Annotated in this window: 21 protein-coding genes and 1 tRNA gene; 3 read left to right on the plus strand and 19 right to left on the minus strand. The window is 71.7% G+C overall.

Translation table 11 applies throughout. From position 1 onward, the window contains the following. Positions 1–53 precede the first annotated feature (53 nt). From aspT (ACIRQY_RS28015) to ACIRQY_RS28060, 10 genes are all read right to left on the minus strand, one after another. Complete coding sequence (gene aspT / locus ACIRQY_RS28015) at positions 54–1,757, minus strand: aspartate-alanine antiporter (RefSeq protein WP_403930466.1); 1,704 nt, start codon at positions 1,755–1,757, stop codon at positions 54–56. Between the two features lie 7 nt (positions 1,758–1,764). Beyond that, positions 1,765–3,447 carry an aspartate-alanine antiporter gene (gene aspT, locus ACIRQY_RS28020; RefSeq protein WP_403930468.1) on the minus strand — a complete coding sequence of 561 codons (1,683 nt, stop codon included), beginning with the start codon at positions 3,445–3,447 and terminating at the stop codon, positions 1,765–1,767. Positions 3,448–3,625: 178 nt separating this feature from the next. Continuing rightward, a complete protein-coding gene (locus tag ACIRQY_RS28025) occupies positions 3,626–4,450 on the minus strand; it encodes a carbohydrate ABC transporter permease (RefSeq protein ID WP_403930469.1) in 825 nt (274 codons plus the stop codon). Further along, positions 4,450–5,427, minus strand: coding sequence for a carbohydrate ABC transporter permease (locus tag ACIRQY_RS28030; protein WP_403930556.1), 978 nt, complete (start codon positions 5,425–5,427; stop codon positions 4,450–4,452). Before ACIRQY_RS28030 ends, ACIRQY_RS28025 begins: the two co-directional genes overlap by 1 nt. A gap of 236 nt (positions 5,428–5,663) precedes the next feature. After that, positions 5,664–7,001 carry an ABC transporter substrate-binding protein gene (locus tag ACIRQY_RS28035; RefSeq protein WP_403930471.1) on the minus strand — a complete coding sequence of 446 codons (1,338 nt, stop codon included), beginning with the start codon at positions 6,999–7,001 and terminating at the stop codon, positions 5,664–5,666. 102 nt (positions 7,002–7,103) lie between these two features. Next, on the minus strand, positions 7,104–7,544 hold the full coding sequence (locus ACIRQY_RS28040; RefSeq protein ID WP_403930472.1) for a hypothetical protein: 441 nt from the start codon (positions 7,542–7,544) through the stop codon (positions 7,104–7,106). 111 nt (positions 7,545–7,655) lie between these two features. Then, positions 7,656–7,728: transfer RNA gene (locus ACIRQY_RS28045), tRNA-His, on the minus strand. Between the two features lie 129 nt (positions 7,729–7,857). Then, positions 7,858–8,460, minus strand: coding sequence for an oligoribonuclease (gene orn / locus ACIRQY_RS28050; protein WP_403930474.1), 603 nt, complete (start codon positions 8,458–8,460; stop codon positions 7,858–7,860). 116 nt (positions 8,461–8,576) lie between these two features. Continuing rightward, a complete protein-coding gene (locus ACIRQY_RS28055) occupies positions 8,577–9,740 on the minus strand; it encodes a helix-turn-helix domain-containing protein (RefSeq protein ID WP_351782527.1) in 1,164 nt (387 codons plus the stop codon). A 451-nt stretch (positions 9,741–10,191) separates the two neighbouring features. Continuing rightward, the gene (locus ACIRQY_RS28060; protein ID WP_403930475.1) at positions 10,192–10,668 is read right to left on the minus strand and encodes a hypothetical protein; all 477 of its coding nucleotides are present in this window, start codon (positions 10,666–10,668) and stop codon (positions 10,192–10,194) included. Positions 10,669–11,009: 341 nt separating this feature from the next. Here ACIRQY_RS28060 and ACIRQY_RS28065 point away from each other — a divergent pair, with 341 nt between their 5' ends. Then, entirely contained in the window at positions 11,010–11,531 is a 522-nt protein-coding gene (locus tag ACIRQY_RS28065; RefSeq protein WP_351782522.1) for a universal stress protein, read from the plus strand. A gap of 178 nt (positions 11,532–11,709) precedes the next feature. Further along, entirely contained in the window at positions 11,710–12,276 is a 567-nt protein-coding gene (locus tag ACIRQY_RS28070; protein WP_403930477.1) for a GPR1/FUN34/YaaH family transporter, read from the plus strand. A 118-nt stretch (positions 12,277–12,394) separates the two neighbouring features. Here the strand turns inward: ACIRQY_RS28070 and glmS are convergent, their stop codons facing one another. Together glmS and ACIRQY_RS28080 are read right to left on the minus strand one after the other, a co-directional pair. After that, positions 12,395–14,212, minus strand: a complete 1,818-nt coding sequence (gene glmS, locus ACIRQY_RS28075; protein WP_351782518.1) for a glutamine--fructose-6-phosphate transaminase (isomerizing) — start codon at positions 14,210–14,212, stop codon at positions 12,395–12,397. Between the two features lie 33 nt (positions 14,213–14,245). Then, on the minus strand, positions 14,246–14,521 hold the full coding sequence (locus ACIRQY_RS28080; protein WP_351782515.1) for a hypothetical protein: 276 nt from the start codon (positions 14,519–14,521) through the stop codon (positions 14,246–14,248). A gap of 193 nt (positions 14,522–14,714) precedes the next feature. On the opposite strand from ACIRQY_RS28080, the gene ACIRQY_RS28085 reads away from it, so the two are divergent. Further along, a complete protein-coding gene (locus tag ACIRQY_RS28085) occupies positions 14,715–16,355 on the plus strand; it encodes a beta-N-acetylhexosaminidase (RefSeq protein ID WP_351782512.1) in 1,641 nt (546 codons plus the stop codon). Between the two features lie 160 nt (positions 16,356–16,515). Here ACIRQY_RS28085 and ACIRQY_RS28090 read toward each other — a convergent pair whose 3' ends face one another. From ACIRQY_RS28090 to ACIRQY_RS28120, 7 genes are all read right to left on the minus strand, one after another. Then, positions 16,516–18,303, minus strand: coding sequence for an IucA/IucC family protein (locus tag ACIRQY_RS28090; protein ID WP_403930480.1), 1,788 nt, complete (start codon positions 18,301–18,303; stop codon positions 16,516–16,518). Beyond that, positions 18,300–18,830 (minus strand): GNAT family N-acetyltransferase, encoded by a 531-nt coding sequence (locus tag ACIRQY_RS28095; protein WP_403930481.1) that lies wholly within the window; start codon positions 18,828–18,830, stop codon positions 18,300–18,302. The genes ACIRQY_RS28090 and ACIRQY_RS28095 overlap by 4 nt, the downstream gene beginning before the upstream one ends. Next, positions 18,827–20,110, minus strand: coding sequence for a lysine N(6)-hydroxylase/L-ornithine N(5)-oxygenase family protein (locus tag ACIRQY_RS28100; protein WP_403930483.1), 1,284 nt, complete (start codon positions 20,108–20,110; stop codon positions 18,827–18,829). The genes ACIRQY_RS28095 and ACIRQY_RS28100 overlap by 4 nt, the downstream gene beginning before the upstream one ends. Then, positions 20,097–21,536, minus strand: coding sequence for a pyridoxal phosphate-dependent decarboxylase family protein (locus ACIRQY_RS28105; RefSeq protein WP_403930485.1), 1,440 nt, complete (start codon positions 21,534–21,536; stop codon positions 20,097–20,099). The genes ACIRQY_RS28100 and ACIRQY_RS28105 overlap by 14 nt, the downstream gene beginning before the upstream one ends. A gap of 192 nt (positions 21,537–21,728) precedes the next feature. Then, entirely contained in the window at positions 21,729–22,658 is a 930-nt protein-coding gene (locus ACIRQY_RS28110; RefSeq protein WP_403930487.1) for a siderophore-interacting protein, read from the minus strand. A 281-nt stretch (positions 22,659–22,939) separates the two neighbouring features. Beyond that, positions 22,940–24,100, minus strand: coding sequence for an acyl-CoA dehydrogenase family protein (locus tag ACIRQY_RS28115; RefSeq protein ID WP_351782494.1), 1,161 nt, complete (start codon positions 24,098–24,100; stop codon positions 22,940–22,942). An 8-nt stretch (positions 24,101–24,108) separates the two neighbouring features. Then, positions 24,109–25,026, minus strand: a complete 918-nt coding sequence (locus ACIRQY_RS28120) for a hydroxymethylglutaryl-CoA lyase (protein ID WP_403930557.1) — start codon at positions 25,024–25,026, stop codon at positions 24,109–24,111. Positions 25,027–25,028: the final 2 nt, after the last annotated feature.

Here is a 25,028-nt window from a genome sequence, read left to right on the forward strand (position 1 = left end):
GCGGTCTGGGTCCAGAGGTCTGGGTCCAGAGGTCTGGGTCCGGCGGTCCCGGTTCAGTGGTTGAGGATGACGATCACGGCGCCCCAGATGGTCAGCAGGACGTTGCCCACCGCGTAGGGGATCGTGTAGCCGAGGGTGGGGATCTGGGACTTGGACTGCTCGTTGATCGCGCCGATCGCCGCGGTCGTCGTCTGGCCGCCGGCCAGCACGCCCATCAGGATCGGGAAGCGGATCTTCTGTACGTAGTGGCCGACCAGGAAGCCCACGATCAGGGGGACCAGCGTCGCCACCGCGCCCCAGATCAGCAGCCCCCAGCCGGCCGTGGACAGACCGCTGGTGAAGCTCGGCCCGGCGTTGATGCCGACGACCGCGACGAAGAGGCAGAGCCCGAGGGTGTCCATGAACCACTGGGCGCCGGGCGGCACGTTGCCGTACGTCGGGTACTTGCCCCGGATCCAGCCGAAGACCAGACCCATGATCAGCGCGCCGCCGGAGGTGGAGAGCGAGATCGGCACGCCCGACACGGTCAGCGCGGGGATGCCGACGCAGCCGCCGAGGAAGATCCCGAGGCCCACCCAGAGCATGTCGGTGGCGAACGAGGTCGGCACCGGCTTGCCGATCGCCTTGCCCGCCGGACCCACCAGCCGCTTCGGACCGGTCAGGATCACCGTGTCGCCGCGCTCCAGCTCGGTGGAGAGGCGGTACGGGTACTCCGCGCCCGCCCGGTAGATCTTGTCGATGTACACGCCGACCATGAAGGGCTCCCGGCGCAGGTCCGCGACGGACCTGCCCAGCTGCTCCTTGTTCGAGGCGACCACGTGCAGGGTCTCGGTCTCGTAGCCGAGCAGTTCCACGTCGTCGGTCTCGGGGCCGATGTTCGTCCGGGCGTCGAAGTCGACGAGCGAGCCGCGCAGCGCGCTGACGGCGACCACGTCCCCGGTGCGCAGCACCAGGTCCTGGTCGTGCGGGAGGAGCTGCCCGTCGCGCCGCACCCGGGTGACGTAGATGCGGTGCCCCAGTTCCTTCTGCTGGTTCTCGAAGTCGTCGACGGTCCGGCCGACCAGCGGGGAGTGTTCGATCCGGTAGGCGCGCAGCACGACCTCGTAGTAGCCCTCCGCCAGGTCCGGGTCGTCGCCCGGGGCGTCCAGCTCCTTGGCGAGCTGCGCGGACTCGGCGGCCAGGTCCCGCTTGTAGAGCCTGGGCAGGACGTTGGCGAGGAGCATCGCGCACAGGATCGTGCCGAGCGGGTACGTGACGGCGTAGCCGATCGCGACCAGGTTCTCCTCGGTCTTCATCTGGTCGGCGGAGAGCCCCGGCAGGTTGCCGATGGCGTCCTGGGCGACACCGATGACCGCCGACTGGGTGAGCGCCCCGCCGAGCAGACCGGCGGAGAGCCCGGGGCCGTACCCCAGCATCACGGCGAAGCCCCAGGAGACGAGCAGACCCGTCACACAGACCAGGACCGCGTTGAGGACCTGCGGAAGGCCGTCCTTCCGCAGTCCCCGGAAGAACTGCGGGCCGACCTTGTAGCCGAGGGCGAAGAGGAACATGGTGAAGAAGAGGTTCTTCACCGTGCCGTCGATCGTCACCTTGAACTGCGCGCCCAGCAGCAGTCCTGCCACCAGGCACCCCGTCACCGCGCCCAGCGCGATGGCCTTGTAGCGGAGCCTGCCGAAGAGGAAGCCGAACGCGACGGTGATGAAGATCAGCAGCTCGGGGTGGGGCTGGAAGATGTTCCGGTTGAGGAAGTCGATCATGGCACCCTCACGCCCCGAGGACACCGACGAGCAGGGGGCCCGTCAGCGGCAGCAGGAAGTTCGAGAGCGTGTACGTGATCGTGTAGCCGAGCATCGGCACCGAGCTCTTCGCCACCTGGGTGATCGAGGTGATCGCCGGGGTCGAGCACTGCTGGCCCGCGATGGCGCCGATGAGCAGCGGTTTCTCGATCTTCAGCAGCTTCCGTCCGATGATCAGCGAGAGCGTCGCGGGCACCAGGACCATCGCGATCCCCGCGAACGGCAGCAGCAGGCCGTACTCCTTGAGCAGCGGCCAGGCCTGCGGACCGGAGACCAGACCGGTGCAGGCGATGAAGATCGCCAGGCCCATGTCCTTCAGGGTCGAGGCCGCCTGGGGCGGGAAGGCGCCGAAGGTCTGCGTCCGGGAGCGGAACCAGCCGAAGAGCAGACCGGAGATCAGACAGCCGCCGCCGGTGCCCAGTGACATCGGGACGTCACCGAAGCGGACCACGATCTGGCCGAGCAGCGAACCGCAGACGATGCCGAGGCCCAGGTAGATGAAGTCGGTGGCGTCGTTCTTCACGACCGAACCGATCTTCGACGCCAGCTTGCCGAGCCCCGAGCGGGCGCCGACCAGGGTGAGCACGTCACCCCGGGCGACGACGGTCTCCGGGGTCGCGGGCAGGTGCTGGTCGTTGCGCAGCACGTCCGTCACGTACACCCCGCCGGAGGTGAACTCCGGGTGTTCCCTCGCCAGGGTGTCCAGGGACTTGCCCACCGTGTTCTGGGCGGTCAGCGAGACCTGGGTGGTGGCCAGCGGGGTGTCGAGCCCGGGGATCGCCGGGGTCTCGGGGCCGATGACCCGGCCCGCCTCGATGATGTTGGCCCGCCGTCCGACCGTGAGGACCAGGTCGGAGAGGGTCAGTTCGAAGTCGGGCGGGGGAGGGGTGAGGACCTTGCTGCCCCGCTTCACCGCCTCGATGGTGACCCGGCGGTCCAGTGACCGCTCCAGGTCGACGACCTTGCTGCCGTCGGCGTGGGTGACGAGGAAGGTCCGGCCGACCATGCCGGGGAGCGCCTCGCGCTCGTCGGACTCCAGCCCGCCGCCGCTGCCGCGCATCTTCTCCCAGAGCGCGCGGGAGGCGTCACGGAGGTTGATGCGCAGCATCATCGGCATGATCTGGCTGGTATAGATGACGATGGTGACGAGCCCGAAGAGGTAGCAGACCGTGTACGCGGTGGCCACGTGCCCCTGGTACTCGGCGATCTGCGCCTGGGTCAGGTCGGAGAGCTTGGCGATGGCCTCGGTGGCCGTACCGACGACCGCCGACTCGGTTGCGGCGCCCGCGAGGATGCCGGCGGCGGTGCCGACGTCCAGGTCGAAGCCCTTGGCGAGACCGAAGGCGATGCCGACGACGCAGACGACCTCGATGAAGCAGAGCGCGAAGAAGCGCAGGCTCTTGCGGTTGAGGTTGGCGAAGAACTGCGGTCCCGCCATGTAGCCGAGCGAGAAGATGAAGAGCGCGAAGAAGATCGTCTTCACGTCGTCCGAGATGGTGACCTTGGTCCAGGCGCCGAGCAGCAGCGAGACGATCAGGGTGCCGCAGATGCCTCCGAGGGTGATGGGTCCGACCCGGAGCTTGCCGACCAGGTATCCGGCCGCGAGGCAGAGGAAGAGGGCGAGTTCGGGATGGTCACGCAGGACTCCCATGCGGCCTCACCTCGCCCGAAACCGCTGAAATGTGAGCGTATTGGACATATGGGGAAGCTAGCAGGGGGGAGCCGAAGAGGATCACCCGTCGCGGCCGAACGAGTGGCGCGACCCGGAAGGACGAATCACCCGGGGCGGGAGGCCATCGGGCCGGGGCCCCGGGGAGGCCCGCGCCCGTTCAGCCCTTCACCGCGCCCCGCATCACCCCGCCCACGATGTGCCGCCCGAACAGCGCGAGCACCACCAGCAGCGGCAGCGTCCCGAGCAGCGCCCCCGCCATCACCACCGACGGGTCCGGCACGTACCCCCGTCCCAGGCCGGTGAGCGCCACCTGGACCGTCGGGTTCCCCGTCTGGGTCAGCGCCAGGACCGGCCAGAAGAAGTCGTTCCAGGCGGCCACGAAGGACAGCATCGCGAGCACCGCCATCGCGGGCCGCGCCGCCGGGAGCACCACGTGCCACAGGGTCCGTACCGTCCCCGCCCCGTCCATCCGGGCCGCTTCGAGCAGCTCGGAGGGGAGCGCCCGCACGAGGTGCTGGCGCATGAAGAACACCCCGAAGGCCGACACCAGCGAGGGCAGCACCACCGCCTGGAGTTCGTCCGTCCAGCGCAGCCGGGCGATCAGCAGATAGAGCGGGACCACCCCCAGCTGCGGCGGGATGAGCATCGTCCCCGCCACGAGCAGGAGCAGGACGCCCCGGAACCGGAACCGCAGCTTGGCGAAGGCGAAACCGGCGAGGGTCGCGCACGCCACCGTCCCCGTGGCGACCGTCCCGGCCACCAGGGAGGTGTTGAGGAGCGCCTCGCCGAGCCGGGCGTCGGTCCAGGCGATCTCCAGGTTCCGCGCCAGGTTCCGGCCGAAGCGGAACGGGGGCGGGGTGGCCGCGAGCCGCGTACCGGTCCGGGAGGCGGCGACCGCCGTCCAGAGGAGCGGGAAGAGGGAGACCAGGGTGAACAGCGCGAGCAGCGCGTACGTGCCCGCCCCGGCGCGCTCGGTCCGCATCAGCCCGCCCTCCGCGCCGTGCGCCCGCGCAGGACGACGGGGAGCAGCCGGGCCGCCCCGCAGACCGCGACCAGGATCAGGAGCATGGTCCAGGCGAGGGCGGCGGCCCGCCCCAGGTGCAGGTTCACCCAGCCCTGCTCGTACAGGTAGAGGCCCAGCGTCTGGAACTGGCGGTCCGCCCCGCCCGAGGCGCCCGCCCCGCTGCCGAACAGCAGCGGCTCCCCGAACAGCTGGGTCGCGCCGATCGCCGACACGAGCCCGGTGAAGGCGAGCGCGGGCCGCAGCCCCGGCAGTGTCACGTGCAGGAACTGGCGCCACCGGGAGGCCCCGTCGAGCGCCGCCGCCTCGTACAGCTCGCGGGGGACGGTCTGCATGGCCGCGAGGTAGATCAGCGCGTTGTAGCCGGTCCAGCGCCAGATCACGATCGACGCCACGGCGGCCTTCGCGGCCCAGGGCCCGTTCTGCCAGTCCACCGGGCCCGCCCCGAGGCCGGTCAGGACCCAGTTGGCCATCCCGTGGTCCCGCCCGAAGAACAGGGCGAAGACCAGGGTCGCGGCGGCCACGGAGGTGGCGTACGGGGCGAGGGCGACGACCCGGAAGAAGCCCCGGCCGCGCAGCCGCACGTCCAGCAGATGGGCCACGCCGAGCGCCAGCAGCAGCTGGGGGACGGTGGCGAGGACGCCGATGGTGACGGTGTTGCCGAGGGCGTTCCAGAAGAACTCGTCACCGGCGAGCCGGGTGTAGTTCCGCAGCCCCACCCACTCGGCCCGCTCGGGCGCGGTCAGCTCGACCCGGTGCAGGGAGGCCCAGGCGGTGGCGGCCAGGGGAAAGACGCCGAAGGCCCCGAAGAACACGAAGAAGGGGGAGAGGAGGACGTACGGAGCACAGGCCCGCCGCCGCCCGACCCGGCCGCGCGAGGGCCCGCGCCCCGGGCGGGGCGGGGGACCGGACACCGCCGCCGGAGCGGCGGGGAGCACGGGGAGGGGCGCCGGGACGGGTCCGGCCGGAGGGGGAGCCGGTACCTGCTCGGGGGCGAGGTCCGGTACGGGGCCGGGCGTGAGGTCCCTCACCGGGCCGGGGGTGAGGTCCGGTAGGGCGCCGGGGGTGAGGTCCGGTACGGGTGGCTGCGGGGCCGCCGCCGCTCCCGCGCCCGTGGTTCCCGGCGGGTCTCCGCCGCCCGGCTCCCGGGGGTCCGTCAGGTCCGGCACCGGTGTCACCGGTCCAGCGCGTTGTCGAGGGCCTTCATCGTGGCCCGCCAGGCGTCGTCCGGGTCCCGGCCCGTCTGGTCGATCTGGAGCATCCCGGTGTCGGCCAGGGTCTGGGCGATCAGCCCGTCCTTGGGGCCCACCGGGGCGCGGGGGACGCCCCGGGCCGCCTCGGCGAAGAGGGCGCCGACCGGCGCGCCGCCGAAGTACGCGGCGCGGGCCCCCGACACCGCCGGGAGCGGGTACGCGGCCGAGGCGCTCGGGAAGCTCCCGCGCCGGGCGAAGAGCCGTGCCTGCTGGGCCGGGGCGGTCAGCCAGGCCGCCAGCCGGGCCGCTTCGGCGGGGTGCCGTCCGGCGGCGGGCACGACGAGGAAGGAACCGCCCCAGTTGCCGGGCCGGGGGGCCGCCGCCACGTCCCAGCGCCCGTGGCCCGAGGGGCCCGTCTTGTCCTGGATGTAGCCGAGCATCCAGGCGGGGCAGGCGATGCTGGCGAAGGTGCCGTTGGCGAAGGCCTGGTCCCAGCCGGGGGTGAACTGCTGGAGCCGGGCGGTCAGCCCCCGCCGGGCGAACGAGGCGGCGAGGTCCCAGGCCTCCCGTACGGCCGGGTTGTCGGCCACCACGAGGGCGCCCCGCCCGTCGTAGTGGCGTACGGGCGCGCTCGCCAGGACCGCCGACAGCACCCCGGACGCGGAGTCCGTGAACGCCGTGCCCCTCGGCGCGCGTTCGCGGTAGCGGAGCCCCACGGCCAGGTACCGGCGCCAGTCCCCGGCCCACAGCCGCCCGACCGCGTCCCGCCCGGTGGGCAGTCCGGCCTTCGCGAAGAGGTCCTTGCGGTAGCAGACGGCCTGCGGGCCGATGTCGGTGCCGAGGGCGAGGACGCGCCCGTCGGGCCCCGTGCCCTGCGCCCACTTCCACGGCAGGAAGGCCCGCCGGTCCACCCCGGGGGCGGTGCCGAGCTCGACGAGCCGGCCGGCCTGGGTGGTGATCACCTCGGCGATGTTGCCGACCTCGACGGCCTGGACGTCGGCGAGCCCCGACCCGGCGGTGAGATGGGTCAGCAGCTGCGGGTAGTAGACGTCGTTGCGGGTGAGGGAGGTCTGCCGGACGGCCACGTCGGGCCGGAGCCGCATGTACGTGTCGTAGAGCCCGGCCTCCTGGAGGCCGAAGGTGCCGAACACCCCGACGGTGAGGGTGACGGGCCGGGACCCGCCGTCCCCGGCGCGGTACGCCCGTGCCGGGGAGGGCCCCCCGGGGTCGGTGGCACAGCCCGCGGAGAGGAGGGCGGACAGGAGGAGCAGGGTCAGAGCGGTCCCGTACGCGCCTGTGCTCCTCCGCCCGCTCCCCATGGGCCCCGACCGTAGTGCGGCCCCGTCCGGCGGCCCGGCGGCAGCTCGCGGGGCGCCCCGGAACTCACCCGCACGGCCCGCACCGGCCGCCTCCCCGGTCCGTCAGACCCCGGCGGCCGGGCTTCCGGCCGCTGTCCGGCCGGCCGGGGCGCGCAGCCCCAGGACGCAGGCGGCGGTGGCGACCAGGGCACCCAGCACCATGAGCGCGTTGAGCACCGCGTCCGGTTCGAGTCCCTGCTCCAGGGCATTGGCCGTCGCGGCCCGGACGACGTACAGCTGGACGGCGGCCGTGCAGAGGAGCACCACGGCCCGGATCCAGCCGGGGACCCTCTTCGCGAGGGCGGGCAGTCCGAGGAGGGCGGCGGCGCAGATCACCAGGACGACGGCCGCCGCCTCCACCACGGGCAGGGATCCCGAGCCCGCAGGGGCGGGCTCGGGATCCTCCGAGGCCGCGACGGCGAAGGCCACGTATATGAACAGCACGTACGCGGCCTCCAGGGCGAGGACGGACGCCCCGGCGCGCCGGAGGGAGAGGGAGGTCACAGGCGCTCCTCGACGGAGAAGGGGTGGGACGGCCGCACGGGGTCGTGGGCCGCCCCCGCGCCGTGGAACGACCGAGGCCCCGGTTCGATGAACCGGGGCCTCAGTCTTCAGGGTGAGTAACGGGACTTGAACCCGCGACATCCTGGACCACAACCAGGTGCTCTGCCAGCTGAGCTATACCCACCATGACCAGCGGTCTTCCCGAAGGTTTCCCTGACCGGCCGAGAAGAAGTCTACAGGGTCCCGGAGGGTGCTCGCGCCCGCCTTTTCCGCGGCGGGTTCCGGGGGCGCGAGCGGCCCTGCGAGAAGGGGGTCATTCGGACGGGACGACGTACCGCGCGGCGATCCGCTTCGCGGTCTCCGAGTCGGGGCCGGGCTGCGGGACGAAGACCGCCTCGCGGTAGTAGCGCAGTTCCGCGATGGAGTCGCGGATGTCGGCGAGCGCGCGGTGGTTGCCGTTCTTCTCCGGGCTGTTGAAGTACGCCCTCGGGTACCAGCGCCGGGCCAGTTCCTTGACCGAGGAGACATCGACGATCCGGTAGTGCAGGTGGCCCTCCAGGGCGGGCATGTCCCGGGCGAGGAAGCCCCGGTCCGTGGAGACCGAGTTCCCGCACAGGGGAGCCTTGCCCGGCTCCTTGACGTGCTCGCGGATGTACGCGAGGACCTGGGCCTCCGCGTCGGCGAGCGTGGTGCCGTCGGCGAGCGCGTCGAGCAGGCCCGAGGACGTGTGCATCCGGCGCACGATCTCCGGCATGGTCTCCAGGGCCGCGTCCGGCGGGCGGATCACGATGTCCACCCCGTCGCCGAGTACGTTCAGTTCCGAGTCGGTGACCAGTGCGGCCACCTCGATGAGTGCGTCGTCCGTCAGCGAGAGCCCGGTCATCTCGCAGTCGATCCACACCATGCGATCGTTCATGCGTCCTACCTTAGGGGGCTTCAGGGTCTCCGAGCAGGCCGACGGGCGCCCGGGAGAGATCTCCCGGACGCCCGTGGGTCCCGCGGGGCGCGGCCGGTGGCCGCGCCGGTCCTTCGTTACGGCGCGCTGCGCTGGCCCGGGAGCGCGGGGCGCCCGGGTGCGTAGGCGTCGGAGTGCGGCTTGCCCGGTTCGAGCCCGGGCCGTCGGCCACCGGCCGCCACCTGGGCGGGCACCATCGGGTCGAGCACCACCGTGCTGGTGTCGCTCTGCGGTCGCCTGGCGCGGTACGCCGCCCGGTAGGCGGCCGGCGAGGAGCCGAGCTGCCGCCGGAAGTGGCCGCGCAGTGCCACCGGGGAGCGGAAGCCGCACCTGCCCGCCACCTCGTCGACCGAGTAGTCGGAGGTTTCGAGCAGCCGCTGGGCCTGGAGCACCCGCTGGGTGATCAGCCACTGGAGCGGGGCGGATCCGGTCAGCGAGCGGAACCGGCGGTCGAAGGTCCGCCGTGACATGTAGGCGCGGGCGGCGAGGGTCTCCACGTCGAACTGCTCGTGGAGGTGCTCCAGCGCCCAGGCGACGACCTCGGCCAGCGGGTCGGCGCCGATCTCCTCAGGTAAAGACCTGTCGAGGTAGCGCTCCTGACCGCCGCTGCGCCGCGGCGGGACGACCAGCCGGCGCGCCAGGGCGCCCGCGGCCTCCGTGCCGTGGTCGGTCCGCACGATGTGCAGACACAGATCGATTCCGGCCGCCGTTCCGGCGGACGTCAGGACGTCCCCGTCGTCGACGAAGAGCTCCCGGGGGTCCACATGGACCGACGGGTAGCGCTTGGCGAGCGTCGGCGCGTACATCCAATGCGTGGTCGCCGGGCGGCCGTCCAGGAGCCCGGCCGCGGCGAGGACGAACGCCCCCGTGCACAGCCCGACGATCCTGGCGCCCTCCTCGTGCGCCCTGCGCAGCGCTTCGAGTGCCTCCGGCGGTGGCGGCGAGGTGATCGACCGCCAGGCCGGGACGACTACGGTGCCCGCGCGGCTGATGGCCTCCAGGCCGTAGGGCGCGGTCAGTTCGAGTCCACCGGTGGTCCTCAGCGGGCCGTCCTCGCCGGCGCAGACGAGCAGCCGGTAACGAGGCACTCCGGCGTCCTGCCGGTCGATCCCGAACACCGAGAGCGGAATGGAGCTCTCGAAGATGGGGCCGCCACTGAACAGCAGCACCGCGACGACTTCACGACGACGGCGTCCGGTCAGCTTCCGTGCGGCCTCCGGTACGGCGGAGTCCTGGCTCATGACGCTAAGCCCCCCTCGGTGTTCGCGTCTCCCTGGTCGTGTCGCACCTGCACGTTTCCCCTCGGTTCTGCACGAGACCCCAGTCTTCGGTACCCATGATCGAATCTACTGCGTCCGGTGGCACCGGCGTGACAAGTTCTCCATCCGATGGATTGTCGACAAGGCCACTTGGCGTGAAGCGATCGATCGCGGAGACTTCCCGGGTGAGGGCGCCCGGGGAGGGCCGGTGCGGGAAACACCCCCGTACGCGGGGGGTGCGGGCCCCTGGGGCGGGGCATTCCCGGGTGTCGGCACCGGGGTTGGCCAACCGTTTCGCCAAGGACTCGCCGATGGCTGGAAGTTGGCTGAAAACATATGGGTTCGGTTGTACGAACCTGTCAACTCGAAGAGGAGCGGACGGGAGCGGGGCCCGATTTCCGTCCCGTTCCGTCCCGGTTCGCCCCCGGCCGGTTCAGCCCCGCCGGGAGCCGTGGGCGCCCTCGCCGCGCAGTCCGCGCTCCGCGCGGCGCAGCAGCAGCCGGCAGGCGGTCGTCACCGAGACCAGTCCGCACGCGGTTCCGGCCGCCCCCGCGAGGGAGGAGCCGTAGACGAGGAGGACCACCGGCACGAGCGCGCAGCAGAAGACCGCCCACCGGACGACGTCCCCCGCCTGGTCCGCCGGACCCGCCCCCGCGCCGGGTCCCGGACCCGCCCCCGCGCCGGGTCCCGGACCCGCCCCCGCTCCTGGATCCGTCCCCGCTCCGGGACCCGTCCCGGCATCCGGTCCGTCGCCCGGAGTCCCCGGGCCGGGCCTCGTGTCCGGGCCCGCGCCCGGGCCCGGCTCCCGGGCGGGCGGGGGCGCGGGGGTCCGGCGGCGACGGCGCGGCGCGGCGAGGAGGGGGGCGGGCGCGGCGGGGGTCTGGCCGGTGGCGGTCGATGGTGCGGTCACGGGCGTTCTCCCTGCGACGGTGGCTGGACCTCTGGCAACGAGGAACGGAACGGTCCGGTCACTCTCGGCGACGTCCGTTTGGCCCCCGTACGGACACCTGTAGGGCACATCCGGCATTGCCAGATCGCGAACCGCTCGTGCATGCTCCCTGGAACGCCGTGAGCGAGTGGCGGCACACCGGGGTGTGGCGCGGCGGGCTCTGGGCAGGAGAGGAGTGTCGCCGTACCCTTGGGGGTATGGGCTTGGGAAGATGATTCCCGGACACAGCTCCGCCGTCACCCGTCGTTCGTCCCCTCCGTTCCCCGTCCCTTCCCACGAGGACCTTCTTCGCCGAGACACCGATGGCCGGTCACGAATTCTCCGAACCCGCGGACCGCGAGCGCGTCGCCGACTCCACGGTCGACCCCCTTGCGGTGGAACAGCCACGTCACGCCTGCGATCCGGCCTTCCGGCACGGGGTCGTCGTCGGCTTCGACGGCTCCACGTCCAGCGAGCGCGCCCTCGCCTACGCCATCGGCATGGCCAGGCGTTCCGGCTCGGGCCTGATCATCGTGCACGTGGCCAACCGGCTCCCCACCACGGTCTGGGCCGGGTGCGAGCCGCCCGTCTTCGTCGACGTGCCCGACCACCGCACCGAGGTCCTCGGCCTTGAGCTGGCGTGCGCCGAGCACCTCTCGGAGGTGCCGTGGATCCTCGTCGAGCGCGGCGGGGACATCTGCCACGAACTGGAGGAGGTCGGGCGGGAGTACTCGGCCGACGCCATCGTGGTCGGCTCCACGCACGGCATCGTCGGCCGCATCTTCGGCTCCGTCGCCGGGCGGCTCGCGCGCCGCGCGCAGCGGCCCGTGATCGTCATCCCGTAAGCCCCGCCCGGCACTTGGCGTCGTCACTCACGGCCCGTCGGATCACTCGGTCAACTGCCGTTCCCCGGCCATAATTTCGGCCTTCCTCAGGTGAATTGCGCGCTTGTGAAGGGTACATAAGGGTCACCGGATCACAGCAGCTCACGCAGCATGACTGCGCACCTGAAGGGAGCCCGCCGTGAGCAACGAAATCGCCGCGGGAAACACCACCTCCACCCTCGGACACCTCGCCCTCGGACTCACCCTGCTGGCCTTCGGCCTGGGTGGCACGGGCGTCATCGACCACGTCGCGGCAGCGGATGCCGCGGGCCTCGCCACCTGGGTCGGCGGGGTGACGCTCTTCCTCGTCGGGCTGCTCGCGCTGCGCGCGGGCGACAAGGCCGAGGGCACGGCACACACGGCGCTCGGCGCCTTCTGGTTCACCTGGGGGATCGGGGCCGGCGGCGGTGACGCCTCCGCCGACGCCGCCGGGGTCTTCCTGCTCCTGTGGGCGCTCCTGGTGCTCACCCTGACGCTGGCCTCCTCGGGCAGCGGACTGTTCGGACAGGGCGTGTACGGACTGCTGTTCGTCGCGCTGGTGCTGCTGGGCACGGGCGCGCTCGCGGACAACGGCGCGCTGGGCAAGGCGGGCGCCTGGGTCGCCGCCGTCGCCGGTCTCGCCGCCTGGTACGGCGCCACGGCGGCCGTCGCGGGCTGGCCGACGGCCCTCGGCCGGGCGAACCGGAGCGCGGTCCCGGCGGCCTGACGGGCGAGAAGGGGAGCGGCCCCCGGTGCGAAGGCACCGGGGGCCGCTCTGGTGTCAGGCGAGCCGCCGGGGGACAGGCCCGGCGGGCGCGGGTCCGGGGGACAGGCCCGGACGGCCGCTACTCGACCGTGACGGACTTGGCCAGGTTGCGCGGCTTGTCGATGTCGCGGCCCATGGCGAGCGCCGTGTGGTAGGCGAGGAGCTGGAGCGGGATGCCCATCAGGATGGGGTCCAGCTCGTCCTCGTTCTTCGGTACGACGATGGTGTGGTCGGCCTTCGCCTGCGGCTGGTGCGCCACCGCGAGGATGCGGCCGCTGCGGGCCTTGATCTCCTCCAGGGCGGCGCGGTTCTTCTCCAGGAGGTCGTCGTCGGGGACGATCGCGACCGTCGGCAGGGCGGGCTCGATGAGGGCGAGCGGGCCGTGCTTCAGCTCGGATGCGGGGTAGGCCTCGGCGTGGATGTAGGAGATCTCCTTCAGCTTGAGGGAGGCCTCCAGGGCGACCGGGTAGCCCCGGACGCGGCCGATGAACATCATCGACTGGGCGCCCGCGTACTCCGCGGCGATCTTCTTGATCTCGTCCTCGGTCTCCAGGATCTCGCTGATCTGCGCGGGGAGCCTGCGCAGCCCCTCGATGATCCGCTTGCCGTCGGTGACGGACAGGTCCCGGATGCGGCCCAGGTGCAGGGCGAGCAGCGCGAAGGCGGTGACCGTGTTGGTGAAGCACTTGGTGGAGACGACGCAGACCTCGGGGCCGGCGTGGACGTACACGCCGCCGTCGGCCTCCCGGGCGATGGCGGAGCCGACCACGTTGACCACGCCGAGGACGCGGGCGCCCTTGCGCTTCAGCTCCTGGACGGCGGCGAGCACGTCGTAGGTCTCGCCGGACTGGGAGACGGCGATGTAGAGGGTGTCGGGGTCCACGACCGGGTTGCGGTAGCGGAACTCCGAGGCGGGCTCGGCGTCGGCGGGGATGCGGGCCATGGACTCGATGAGCCCGGCGCCGATGAGACCGGCGTGGTACGAGGTGCCGCAGCCGAGGATCTTGATCCGGCGGATGGTGCGGGCCTCGCGGGCGTCCAGGTTCAGACCGCCGAGGTGCACGGTGGAGAAGCGGTCGTCGATCCGGCCGCGCAGCACGCGGTCGACCGCGTCGGGCTGCTCGGAGATCTCCTTGTGCATGTACGTGTCGTGGCCGCCCATGTCGTACGAGGCGGCCTCCCACTCGACGGTCTCGGGGGTGGCGGTGGTGGTGGTGCCGGAGACCGTGTAGGTGCGGAAGTCGTCGGCCTTGAGGGTGGCCATCTCGCCGTCGTCGAGGGTGACGACCTGGCGGGTGTGGGCGATCAGCGCGGCGACGTCGGAGGCGACCAGCATCTCCTTCTCGCCGATGCCGAGGATGACCGGGGAGCCGTTGCGGGCGACGACGATGCGGTCGTTGAAGTCGGCGTGCATCACGGCGATGCCGTAGGTGCCCTCGATGACCTTGAGCGCCTCGCGGACCTTCTCCTCCAGGGAGTCGGCCCGCGAGCGGGCGATGAGGTGGGTGATGACCTCGGTGTCCGTCTCGGAGGCGAAGACGACGCCCTCGGCCTCCAGCTTGGCGCGGAGCTCCTGGGCGTTGTCGACGATGCCGTTGTGGACGACGGCGACCTTGTTCTCCGGGTCCAGGTGCGGGTGCGAGTTGACGTCGCTCGGCGCGCCGTGGGTGGCCCAGCGGGTGTGGGCGATGCCGGTGGTGCCGGTGAAGCGCTTGGGGACCTTGGCCTCCAGGTCACGGACCCGGCCCTTGGCCTTCACCATCTTCAGGCCGGAGGCCTTCGGGCTGGTGATGACGATGCCCGCCGAGTCGTATCCCCGGTACTCCAGGCGCTGCAGGCCCTCCAGGAGCAGCGGGGCGACGTCACGCTTACCGATGTAACCGACAATTCCGCACATAAAGGTGAAACCCCTCCAGGTTGACGAGTGTGCTCAGCCGTAGACGATGCGGCGCAGCTGCCGGAGCGAGAGCTCCTGGGGCGCCACGGCCCGGTGCGGGAGCTCCGCCGCGATCCGTTCGAAGATCTCCGCGTTCACGGAGCCGCCGGACTGCAGTTCACGGTGGCGGCGGCGGACGAACTCCTCGGTCGTCTCGTCGAAGTACGCCAGCACGTCGAGGATCACCCGGGCCGCTTCGCCGCGCTGGAGCGCGGTGCTGCGCACCAGGTGGTCGATGAGGTCGTCGTGTGACGGGCGGCGTTCGAGCACCCGTGAATACTGAGGGGTGAGCGAGGCCCTTTGCAAGAATCCTGCCCGATATCGGGCAGGAGCTTCATGATCCAGGTCGAGAAAACGTGGCTTGGTCCAGACCTTGACCGTTCGGACCCCCGGCGGTACGCATGGTGAAGGTTCGGATATAGAACTCCACAGACGTGTCCAACGCCTGAAGGGGACCCAGCCCGTGAAACAGCGCCGAAGGATTCCACGCCTGATCGGATCCCTCCTCCTGGTCGCCGCAGCCGGAGTCGGCTGCGGCGAGGCCGCCGCCGACGGCCGCACCACCGACGGCAAGCGCGGCGGCCGGTCGGCCGTCGAGCCCGAGGTCCGGCCGCTCGGCCGGATCGTGCCCGTACCCGCGTCCGTCTCCCCCAAGGGCGAGCCGTACACCCTGACCCGCACCACCCGCATCGGCGTCGACACCGGCTCCGCCGAGTCCAAGGCCCTCGGCCAGTACCTCGCCGGACTCCTGCGCCCCGCCACCGGCTTCCCGCTGCCCGTCGTCGACGACCGGGCCGCCGACGGCGGCATCCGGCTGCGCCTGCGCCCCGACGAGACCGCCCTCGGCGACGAGGGCTACCGGCTGCGCTCCGCGCCCGGCGGCCTCGTCCTCACCGCCCGCGCCCCCGCCGGACTCTTCCGCGGCCTGCAGACCCTCCGCCAGCAGCTGCCCGCCGCCGTCGAACGCGACAGCGTCCAGCCCGGCCCCTGGAAGGTCGCGGGCGGCACCGTCACCGACACCCCCCGCTACGGCTACCGGGGCGCCATGCTCGACGTGGCCCGGCACTTCTTCACCGTCGACGAGGTCAAGCGGTACATCGACCAGCTCGCCCTCTACAAGGTGAACACCCTCCACCTGCACCTCTCCGACGACCAGGGCTGGCGCATCGCGGTCGACTCCTGGCCCCGCCTCACCACCTACGGCGGCTCCACCGAGGTCGGCGGCGGCCCCGGCGGCTTCTACACCAAGGACGAGTACCGCGAGATCGTCCGGTACGCCGCCTCCCGCTACCAGGAGGTCATCCCCGAGATCGACCTGCCGGGCCACACCAACGCGGCCCTCGCCTCCTACGCCGACCTCAACTGCGACGGCGTCGCCCCGCCCCTCTACACCGGCATCAAGGTCGGCTTCAGCTCCCTGTGCGTCCCCAAGGCCGTCACGTACGACTTCGTCGACGACGTGATCCGGGAGATCGCCGCGCTCACCCCCGGCCGGTACATCCACATCGGCGGCGACGAGGCGCACTCCACCAGCCAGGCCGACTACAAGACCTTCATGGACAAGGTGCAGCCGGTCGTCGCGAAGTACGGCAAGAAGGTCGTCGGCTGGCACCAGCTCACCGCCACCACCCCCGCCGAGGGCGCCCTCGTCCAGTACTGGGGCCTCGACCGCACCCCCGCCGCCGAGAAGGAACGGGTCGCCGCGGCCGCCCGCGCCGGCAGCGGTCTGATCCTCTCGCCCGCCGACCGCAGCTACCTCGACATGAAGTACACCAAGGACACCCCGCTCGGCCTCGCCTGGGCCGGGTACGTCGAGGTCAGGCGCTCCTACGACTGGAACCCCGACACCTATCTGCCGGGCGCGCCCGCGTCCGCCGTCCGGGGCGTCGAGTCGCCGCTGTGGACGGAGACCCTGGCCACCACGGACGACCTCGACGTGATGGCCTTCCCGCGCCTGCCGGGCGTGGCGGAACTGGGCTGGTCACCGGCCGCGAGCCACGACTGGGAGACGTACAAGGTCAGGCTCGCGGAGCAGGCCCCGCGCTTCGAGGCCCTCGGCATCGACTGGTACCGCTCCCCCGAGGTCCCCTGGCCCGCGCCGTAGCCGGACCGCGCGCCCGGAAGGACGCCACGGGCGCGCGCACGACGACCGAGCGCGGAGAAGGAAACGCGCCCACGACGGCGCAACGGGGAACGGAAACGCGCGCACGACGGCGCGGACCCCGGCGGAGGACCGTACTCCGCCGGGGCTCGCGCCGGGTCCGTCAGGCGAACCGCGCGATCGGGTTCACCAGGTCGCCGACCAGCTGGAGGGCCGCCGACGGGTCCGACAGGTCGACCATCTGCCGGTTGTCGCGGAGCTGGAGGCGGTTGAGGGCCGACAGCGCGAAGGTCTCCGCGAACATGTCGTACTGCGCGAACCGGTCCGCCAGCTCCGGCTTCGACTCCTCGTAGCCGCGCACGCACTCCGCGACCGTCCGCCAGAACGCGTCCTCGTCGAGGACGCCCTCCGCCGCGAGGGTCGCCGCCAGGAAGCGGAAGAAGCAGTCGAAGACGTCCGTGAACACGGACAGCAGCTTCATGTCCTCCGGGATGTCCGCCCGGACCCGCTCCACCGCGGGCGGCAGGACTGCCGCCGGATCCATGACGACGATCTCCTCGGCGATGTCCTTGAACACCGCCCGCACGACCGCGCCCCGCTCGTCGAGGACCAGGATCACGTTCTCGCCGTGCGGCATGAACGCCAGGTCGTACGCGTAGAAGCTGTGCAGCACCGGCAGCAGGTAGGCGTCCAGGTAGCGGCGCAGCCACACCGTCGGCGCGAGGCCCGACTCCTCGATCAGCGCGCCGGTGAAGGACGCGCCCGTGTGGTCGACGTGCAGCAGCGAGGCCATCGTGGCCAGCCGCTCGCCCTCGGCGATGCCCGCCACCGGGGACTCGCGCCAGAGCGCGGCCAGCATCTTCCGGTAGGGCGAGTAGCGGTCGGTGGCGGCCTCGTACTCCAGGTGCCGGTAGCCGATCGCGGCCCGCTCGCGGATGATCGAGAAGCGCGCCGCCGCGAAGACGGAGTCCGACTCGATCAGCTGGTGCAGCCAGTCGTTGATGGCCGGGGTGGCTTCCATGTACGCGGCCGACAGGCCCCGCATGAAGCCCATGTTGAGGACGGACATGGCCGTCTTCACATAGTGCTTCGACGGGTCCGAGGTGTTGAAGAAGGTCCGGATGGACTGCTGCGCCAGATAGGCGTCGTCGCCCTCGCCCAGGTACACCAGGCGCTGCCGGGCGATCTCGGCGGCGAAGGTGACGGACAGCTTGTTCCACCACTGCCAGGGGTGGGCGGGCAGCAGCAGGTAGTCGGCCGGGTCGAGGCCCTTCGCGGTGAGGACCGCCGCGAAGCCGTCCACGGCGGTGTCGCCCAGTTCGGCGCGGACGAAGGCCTCGTACTCGATGTCCGCGCCGGCCGTGAAGGTGGCGCGGTCGCGGCGGGCGGCCAGCCAGATCAGGTGGATCTCGCTCGCGGCCTCGGGGGCGTAGGCGTGGAACTCGTCGACGCCGAAGCCGAGGCGCCCGTTGTTGGCGACGAAGCAGGGGTGGCCCTCGGTCATCCCGGTCTCGATCGCCTGGAAGCCCGCGCGGGCCAGCTCGGCGGAGGTGACGGGCGGCTTGGCCGACTTGAAGGCCGTACCGGCGAGGGTGGAGGAGATCTCCTCCAGGTAGACCGGGAGGACCTCGTCGCTCAGGCCGAGGGAGCCGCGCAGTTCGGTGATGAACTGGAGCGCGTCCAGCGGCAGCCGCTCCTCGCCCCGGTGTCGGCTGATCGACTCGGGGTAGACCTGCCAGTGGTCGAGGGCGAAGCGGTCGGCGGTGAAGCGGTAGCCGGTGGTGCCGTCGTCGCTGAGGACCTCGTAGCGGCTCTCGCCCAGTTCCCTGGGGTGCAGCAGCCGCTCGTGGGCGAACTCGGCGAGGCCCTTGCGGATCAGGGCGCGGTCGGCGTCGGCCCAGCGCTCGGGGGTGAGGTGGGCGACGGCCTCGGCGCCGTGCGCGGTGCTCATGCGGCCACCGCCACGGCGGCCTCGAAGTCCGCGCGGGTGCAGAAGCTGAGCAGGGCCTTCTTCTCGGGCTTCTGGATCTCGCGCTCGGCCACGAAGCCGACGGCCTCGTTGAGGGCGTGGACGGCCTTGTTGGCCACGTCGGGCTCGACGACCACCCGGGCGGTCGCCGGGTCGGCGAACAGCTCGGCCATGACGGCGGTGATCACGGTCCGGGTGAAGCCGTGCACGGGGGTGTCGGTGGGCGCGACGAGGAAGTGCATGCCGACGTCACCGGGGAGCGGGTCGTACAGTCCGACCAGTTCCAGCTCGGTCGGGTCGTAGCTCTCCATCAGGAACGAGGGCACGCCGTCGACCAGCCCGATGAAGGCATGGTGGTGCGGGTGGGCGGTGATCGCGGTGTACTCGCGCTCGACTTCCTGGAGGCTCGCGCCCTGCATCATCCAGTAGGACGCCTTGGGGTGGGTGACCCAAGGGTGGATCAGCCCGGAGTCCTTCGACGGGTCGAAGGGACGTATGGATACGGTCATACCGCGAACTCCTGGAAGGCGATGGTCTTCTCGACGGGGTAGTACTCGCGTCCCAGCATCGCCCCGATGATGTAGGCGTTGCGGTACGGGCCCATGCCGAGGTCCGGCGAGGTGATCGAGTGCGTGTGCACCCCGGCGTTCTGGAGGAACACCCCGCGTCCGGTGGTGTCGACAGCGTAGTTGCGGGCCACGTCGAAGCGGCCCCGGGAGTCCCACTTGAGGCGGTCGCGGACCGGCTCCAGGAAGGCGGGGACCTCGTACTTGTAGCCGGTGGCCAGGATCAGGCCGTCGGTGTCCAGGGTGAAGTCCTTGCCCTGCTCCTCCTGGCGGAAGTCCAGGCGGTACGTGCCCGAGGCCTCGTGGTACTCCGCGCCGCGCAGGGCGGAGTTGGTGAGGAGGCGGGTGGGGGCGGGGCCGCCGAGGTTCTTCTGGTAGAGCAGGTCGAAGATGGCGTCGATCAGTTCGCCGTCGATGCCCTTGAAGAGGCCCTTCTGGCCGGTCTCCAGGCGGTAGCGGGTGTCCTCGGGGAGCGCGTGGAAGTAGTCCACGTACTCGGGGGAGGTCATCTCCAGGGTGAGCTTGGTGTACTCCAGCGGGAAGAAGCGCGGGGAGCGGGTGACCCAGTTCAGCCGGTAGCCGTGGACGTCGATCTCGGAGAGCAGGTCGTAGTAGATCTCGGCGGCGCTCTGGCCGCTGCCGATCAGGGTGATCGACTTCTTCTTCTGGAGCGCTTCCTTGTTCTGCAGGTAGCGCGAGTTGTGGATGAGGTCGCCGCCGAGTTCGCGGCAGCTCTCGGGGACGTACGCGGGGGTGCCGGTGCCCAGCACCAGACGGGCGGAGCGGAACGTCTCCCCGGCCTCGGTGGTGACCTCGTACAGCTCGGCCGTCTCGTCGAAGGTCACCGAGGCGACGGTGGTCGAGAAGCGGATCGAGGAGACCCGGGCGGCGGCCCAGCGGCAGTAGTCGTTGTACTCGGTCCGCAGCGGGTAGAAGTTCTCGCGGATGTAGAACGAGTACAGCCGCCCCTTGTCCTTCAGGTAGTTCAGGAAGGAGTAGGGAGAGGTCGGGTCGGCCATCGTGACCAGGTCCGACATGAACGGGGTCTGGAGGTGGGCGCCTTCGAGGAACATCCCCGAGTGCCACTCGAAGTCGGGCTTCGACTCCAGGAAGACGCCGTTCAGCTCGTCGATCGGCTCGGTCAGGCAGGCGAGCCCGAGGTTGAACGGACCGAGCCCGATGCCGATGAAGTCATGGGTCTGAGCCGTCTCAGGCGTGGACAAGGTTCTCTCCCAGGTACTGCTCGGCGTGGCCGGCGATCAGATCGAGGACGGCCGCGATGTCGGCCGTGGTGGTCTCGGGGTTGAGCAGGGTGAACTTGAGGTACTGGCGGCCGTCGACCTTGGTCCCGGCGACGACGGCCTCGCCCGAGGCGAACAGGGCCTTGCGGGCGTGCAGATTGGCCCGGTCCACGTCCTCGGGGGAGGCGTCGCCCGCCGGGACGTACCGGTAGACGAGGGTGGAGAGCTGCGGGGCGACCACGACGTCGTAGCGCGGGTCGGCGGCGAGCATCGCGTGGCCCTCGGCGGCCAGGTCGCAGACCTCGTCGAAGAGCCCGCCGACACCGTCGGCGCCCATCACGCGCAGGGTCATCCAGAGCTTGAGCGCGTCGAAGCGGCGGGTCGTCTGGAGGGACTTGTCGACCTGGTTGGGTATCCGCTCGGCGACCGTGCGGGCCGGGTTGAGGTAGTCCGCGTGGTAGGTCGCGTGCCGCAGGGTGACCCCGTCGCGGACCAGCAGCGCGGAGGAACTCACCGGCTGGAAGAAGGACTTGTGGAAGTCGACCGTGACCGAGTCGGCCCGCTCGATGCCGTCCAGGAGGTGGCGGCGGGTCGGGGAGGCGAGCAGACCGCAGCCGTAGGCGGCGTCCACGTGCATCCAGGCGCCGTACTCGTCGGCGAGGGCCGCGACCTCGGCCAGCGGGTCGATGGAGCCGAAGTCGGTGGTGCCCGCCGTGGCGACGATCGCCATCGGCACCAGGCCCTCGGCGCGGCAGGCGGCCAGCTCGGCGGCGAGCACGACGGACTGCATCCGCTTGTTCCCGTCGACCGGGATGGAGATGACGGCGTCCGCGCCCAGGCCGAGCAGGGTGGCCGACTTCTGGACGCTGAAGTGGCTGCACTCGGAGGAGAAGATCCGCAGTTTCGCCAGGTCGGAGGTCTTGGCCTCCTCGCGGGCCAGCAGCAGCGCCTGGAGGTTGGACTGGGTGCCGCCGCTGGTGAACACGCCGTCGGCGGCCGGTCCGAGGCCGATGCGGCCGGTGGTCCAGTCGACGAGCTTGCGCTCGATGAGGGTGCCGCCCGCGCTCTGGTCCCAGGTGTCCAGGGAGGAGTTGACCGCCGAGAGGACGGCCTCGCCGAGGACGGCGGGGATGACGACCGGGCAGTTGAGGTGGCCCAGGTAGCGCGGGTGGTGGAAGTAGACGGCGTCGCGGAGGTAGACGCTCTCCAGCTCGTCGAGGGCGGCGGTGGTGTCGCCGAGCGGCCGGTCGAGGTCGACGGCGTCGATGACGGGCGCCAGCTCGGCGGGGGTCACGCCGGTGAACGGACCGCGCGTCGTGGCGATTTTGTCCGCCACCCGCTCGACCCCTTCGGTGACGGAGCGTCGGTAGCTCTCCGCCGTGGCGTCGTTGAGCAGGTGAGAGCGCATGTGGGGGCCTCCCGGTACGGGGCTCGGTCGCGCCCTCCGGACAGGAAAGGGGGGCGAGGGGCGACACGGTGAAAACAAGGTTAGCCTAACCTAACTTTTCACCCGTCAGCCCCTCGCGCCCCCTGGGGCACCCCACTTGACGTGCAAGGTGTCCGAAGTGCCCCTGAATGCTCCTCGGTCCCGTCCGAGGGGTTACGCGCCTTCCCGCGCCTCGTCCGGGACCTCGCGCAGGGCGTCCTCCTGGGTCTCGTCCGGGACCTCGCGCAGGGCGTCCTCCTGGGTCTCGTCCGGGACCTCACGCAGCGCGTCCTCGGACAGCCCCTTGCGCCAGTACCCCACGAACGTCACCCGGCGCCGGTCCAGGCCCCGGTCCCGCACGAAGTGGCGGCGCAGCGCCTTCACCGAACCCGACTCGCCCGCGAGCCAGACGTACGGCGCCGCCCCGGGCAGCTCCGCCCCGGGCACCGCCTCCACTCCGGACGGCGCGCCCTCCTCCCGGACCAGCCAGGTGACGGTGGCGTCGGCGCGGGTCGCCAGGTCCGTGCGGTCGCCCGAGTAGGGGACCTCCAGGAACACCTGGGCGCGGGTGTCGGCGGGCAGCCACTCCAGGATCGCCGAGGCGGCGGGCAGGGCCGTCTCGTCCGCCCAGATCAGTACGGAGTCGGCGTCCTCCGGCAGCCGGAAGCGGACGGCGGTGTTGTCGGCCACGGCGGGCCCGAGCACCACCACCCGGTCGCCGGGCGCCGCCCGTCCGGCCCAGCGGCAGGCGGGACCGCCGTCCTCGTGGAGCGCGAAGTCGATGTCCACCTCGCTGGAGCCGTCCGGCGCCACGCGCTGCTCGCGGACGGTGTACGAGCGCATCACGGCCCGCTCGTCGGCGGGCATCGCGCGCCAGGCGCCGAGCACCGCGTACATGTCCGGGTCGTCCAGCGGGGGCATGACGGGGGCGTCCTGGCCGGGGTGCGGAAGGAAGAGCGAGAGCGACTGGTCGCGGCCCCCGGCGGCGAAGCCCTTCAGCTCCTCCCCGGTGAAGGTGACCCGGACCAGCGAGGGGCCGAGCCGCCGGGTCCGGTCCACCTGGAGGCGGAAGAACTGGAAGGGCGCGGTCGCGGCGTGCGTCATGGGGCGGGACACCTTTGCGGTACGGGCGGGGGCCCCCGAAGGGAGGCGAAGATAGGTTAGCCTAACCTCATGACTGAACGTGAGGTCGGAGCCTGAGGGGCTGACGGCCCGGCGCCGGGCCGGGACCTGAGGGCCTGACGCACCCGACACGCGATTGCCCCCGGACACGACGGAACCCGCCGCCCGGACACGACGGAACCCCCCCCGGACACGACGGAACCCCCCCCGGACACGACGGAACCCGCCGCCCCGGCGGGCGACGGGTCCGGTCCGTCCCGGGATCAGGCCTGGAGCCCCAACTCCCGTGCGATCAGCATCCGCTGGACCTCGCTGGTGCCCTCGCCGATCTCCAGGATCTTCGAGTCGCGCCACATCCGGGCCACCGGGTACTCGTTCATGAAGCCGTAGCCGCCGTGGATCTGCGTCGCCTCCCGCGCGTTGTCCACCGCCACCGTCGAGGAGTACAGCTTCGCGATGGCCGCCTCCTTCTTGAACGGCTCGCCGAGCACCAGCCGGGAGGCCGCGTCCCGCCAGCCGATCCGGGCCATGTGCGCCCGGGTCTCCATGTCCGCGATCTTGAACTGGATGGCCTGGTTGTCGCCGATCGGACGGCCGAAGGCGTGCCGCTCCTTCGCGTACTTCACCGACTCGTCCACACAGCCCTGCGCCAGCCCCGTCGCGAGCGCCGCGATGGCCACCCGGCCCTCGTCCAGGATCCGCAGGAACTGCGCGTACCCCCGGCCCTCCTCGCCCAGCAGGTTCGCGGCGGGCACCCGGACGTCGGAGAAGGACAGCTCCCGGGTGTCCGAGGCGTTCCAGCCGACCTTGGAGTACGGCGCCGCCACGGTGAAGCCGGGCGTGCCCGAGGGGACGATGATCGAGGAGATCAGCGGCCGTCCGTCCGGCTTGCGGCCGGTGACCGCCGTGACCGTCACCAGGCCCGTGATGTCCGTACCGGAGTTGGTGATGAAGCACTTCGAGCCGTTGATCACCCACTCGTCGCCGTCCCGGACGGCGGTGGTGCGGGTGCCGCCCGCGTCGCTGCCCGCGCCGGGCTCGGTCAGGCCGAAGGCGCCGAGCAGCTCGCCCGAACAGAGCCTGGGCAGCCACTCCCGCTTCTGCTCCTCCGTGCCGAACAGGTGCAGCGGCATCGCGCCGAGCGAGACGCCCGCCTCCAGGGTGATCGCCACGGACGAGTCGACCCGGGCCAGCTCCTCCAGGGCGATGCCCAGGGCCAGGTAGTCGCCGCCCATGCCGCCGTACTCCTCGGGGAACGGCAGCCCGAACAGGCCCATGCGGCCCATCTCGCGGACGATCTCGTACGGGAACTCGTGCCGCTCGTAGTAGTCGCCGATCTTCGGCGCCACCACGTCGTGCGCGAACGCCTCGACGGTGCGGCGGAGTTCCTGGTGCTCGGCGGAGAGCCGGTGGTCGAGGGACATGGCTGAGGTCACTCCTGGTGGGAGAGGGCGCGGACGGTACGGGAAGGGCTGGGTCGGCCCAGGTGTCCGGCCATCCACCCGCTCGTGGCGGTGAGGGCGGCCAGATCGACCCCGGTCTCGATGCCGAGGCCGTCGAGCATCCACACGAGATCCTCGGTGGCGAGATTGCCGGTCGCGCTCTTCGCGTACGGGCAGCCGCCGAGGCCGCCCGCACTGGCGTCGACCGTGGTCACCCCGTGACGCAGGGCGGCCAGGGTGTTGGACAGGGCCTGTCCGTAGGTGTCGTGGAAGTGCACGGCGAGCCGGGAGGTGGGCACCCCGGCCTCGTTCAACTCCGAGAGCAGCGCCGTGACATGGCCCGGTGTGCCGACCCCGATGGTGTCCCCGAGGCTCAACTCGTCGCAGCCCATCTCCGCCAGGGCGCGGGCCACCCGGACGACCCGCTCGATGGGCACGGCACCCTCCCAGGGGTCGCCGAAGCACATCGACAGATAGCCCCTGACCCGCAGCCCCGCCTCCACGGCCCGGGTGACCGTCGGCGCGAAGAGCGCGAGGGACTCGTCGACGGTCCGGTTCAGATTGGCCTTCGCGAAGGACTCCGTGGCGGAGGCGAAGACGGCGACCTCGCGGGCGCCGAGGGCCAGGGCCCGGTCCAGCCCCCGCTCGTTCGGCACCAGCACCGGGAGCCGTACGGGCAGATCGCGGACGAGCGGGAACAGCTCCTCCGCGTCGGCCAGTTGGGGCACCCACTTGGGGTGCACGAAACTGGTCGCCTCGACGGTGTCCAGACCGGCGGCGGCGAGCCGCCGCACGAACTCCGCCTTCACCTCCGTCGGGACGGCCGCCTTCTCGTTCTGCAGCCCGTCCCGGGCGCCGACCTCGTGGATGCGGACCCGCGCCGGAAGCCCCGGGTCCCGCACGGTCATGG

This window comes from Streptomyces sp. NPDC101490, assembly GCF_044767145.1.
GTDB lineage: Bacteria > Actinomycetota > Actinomycetes > Streptomycetales > Streptomycetaceae > Streptomyces.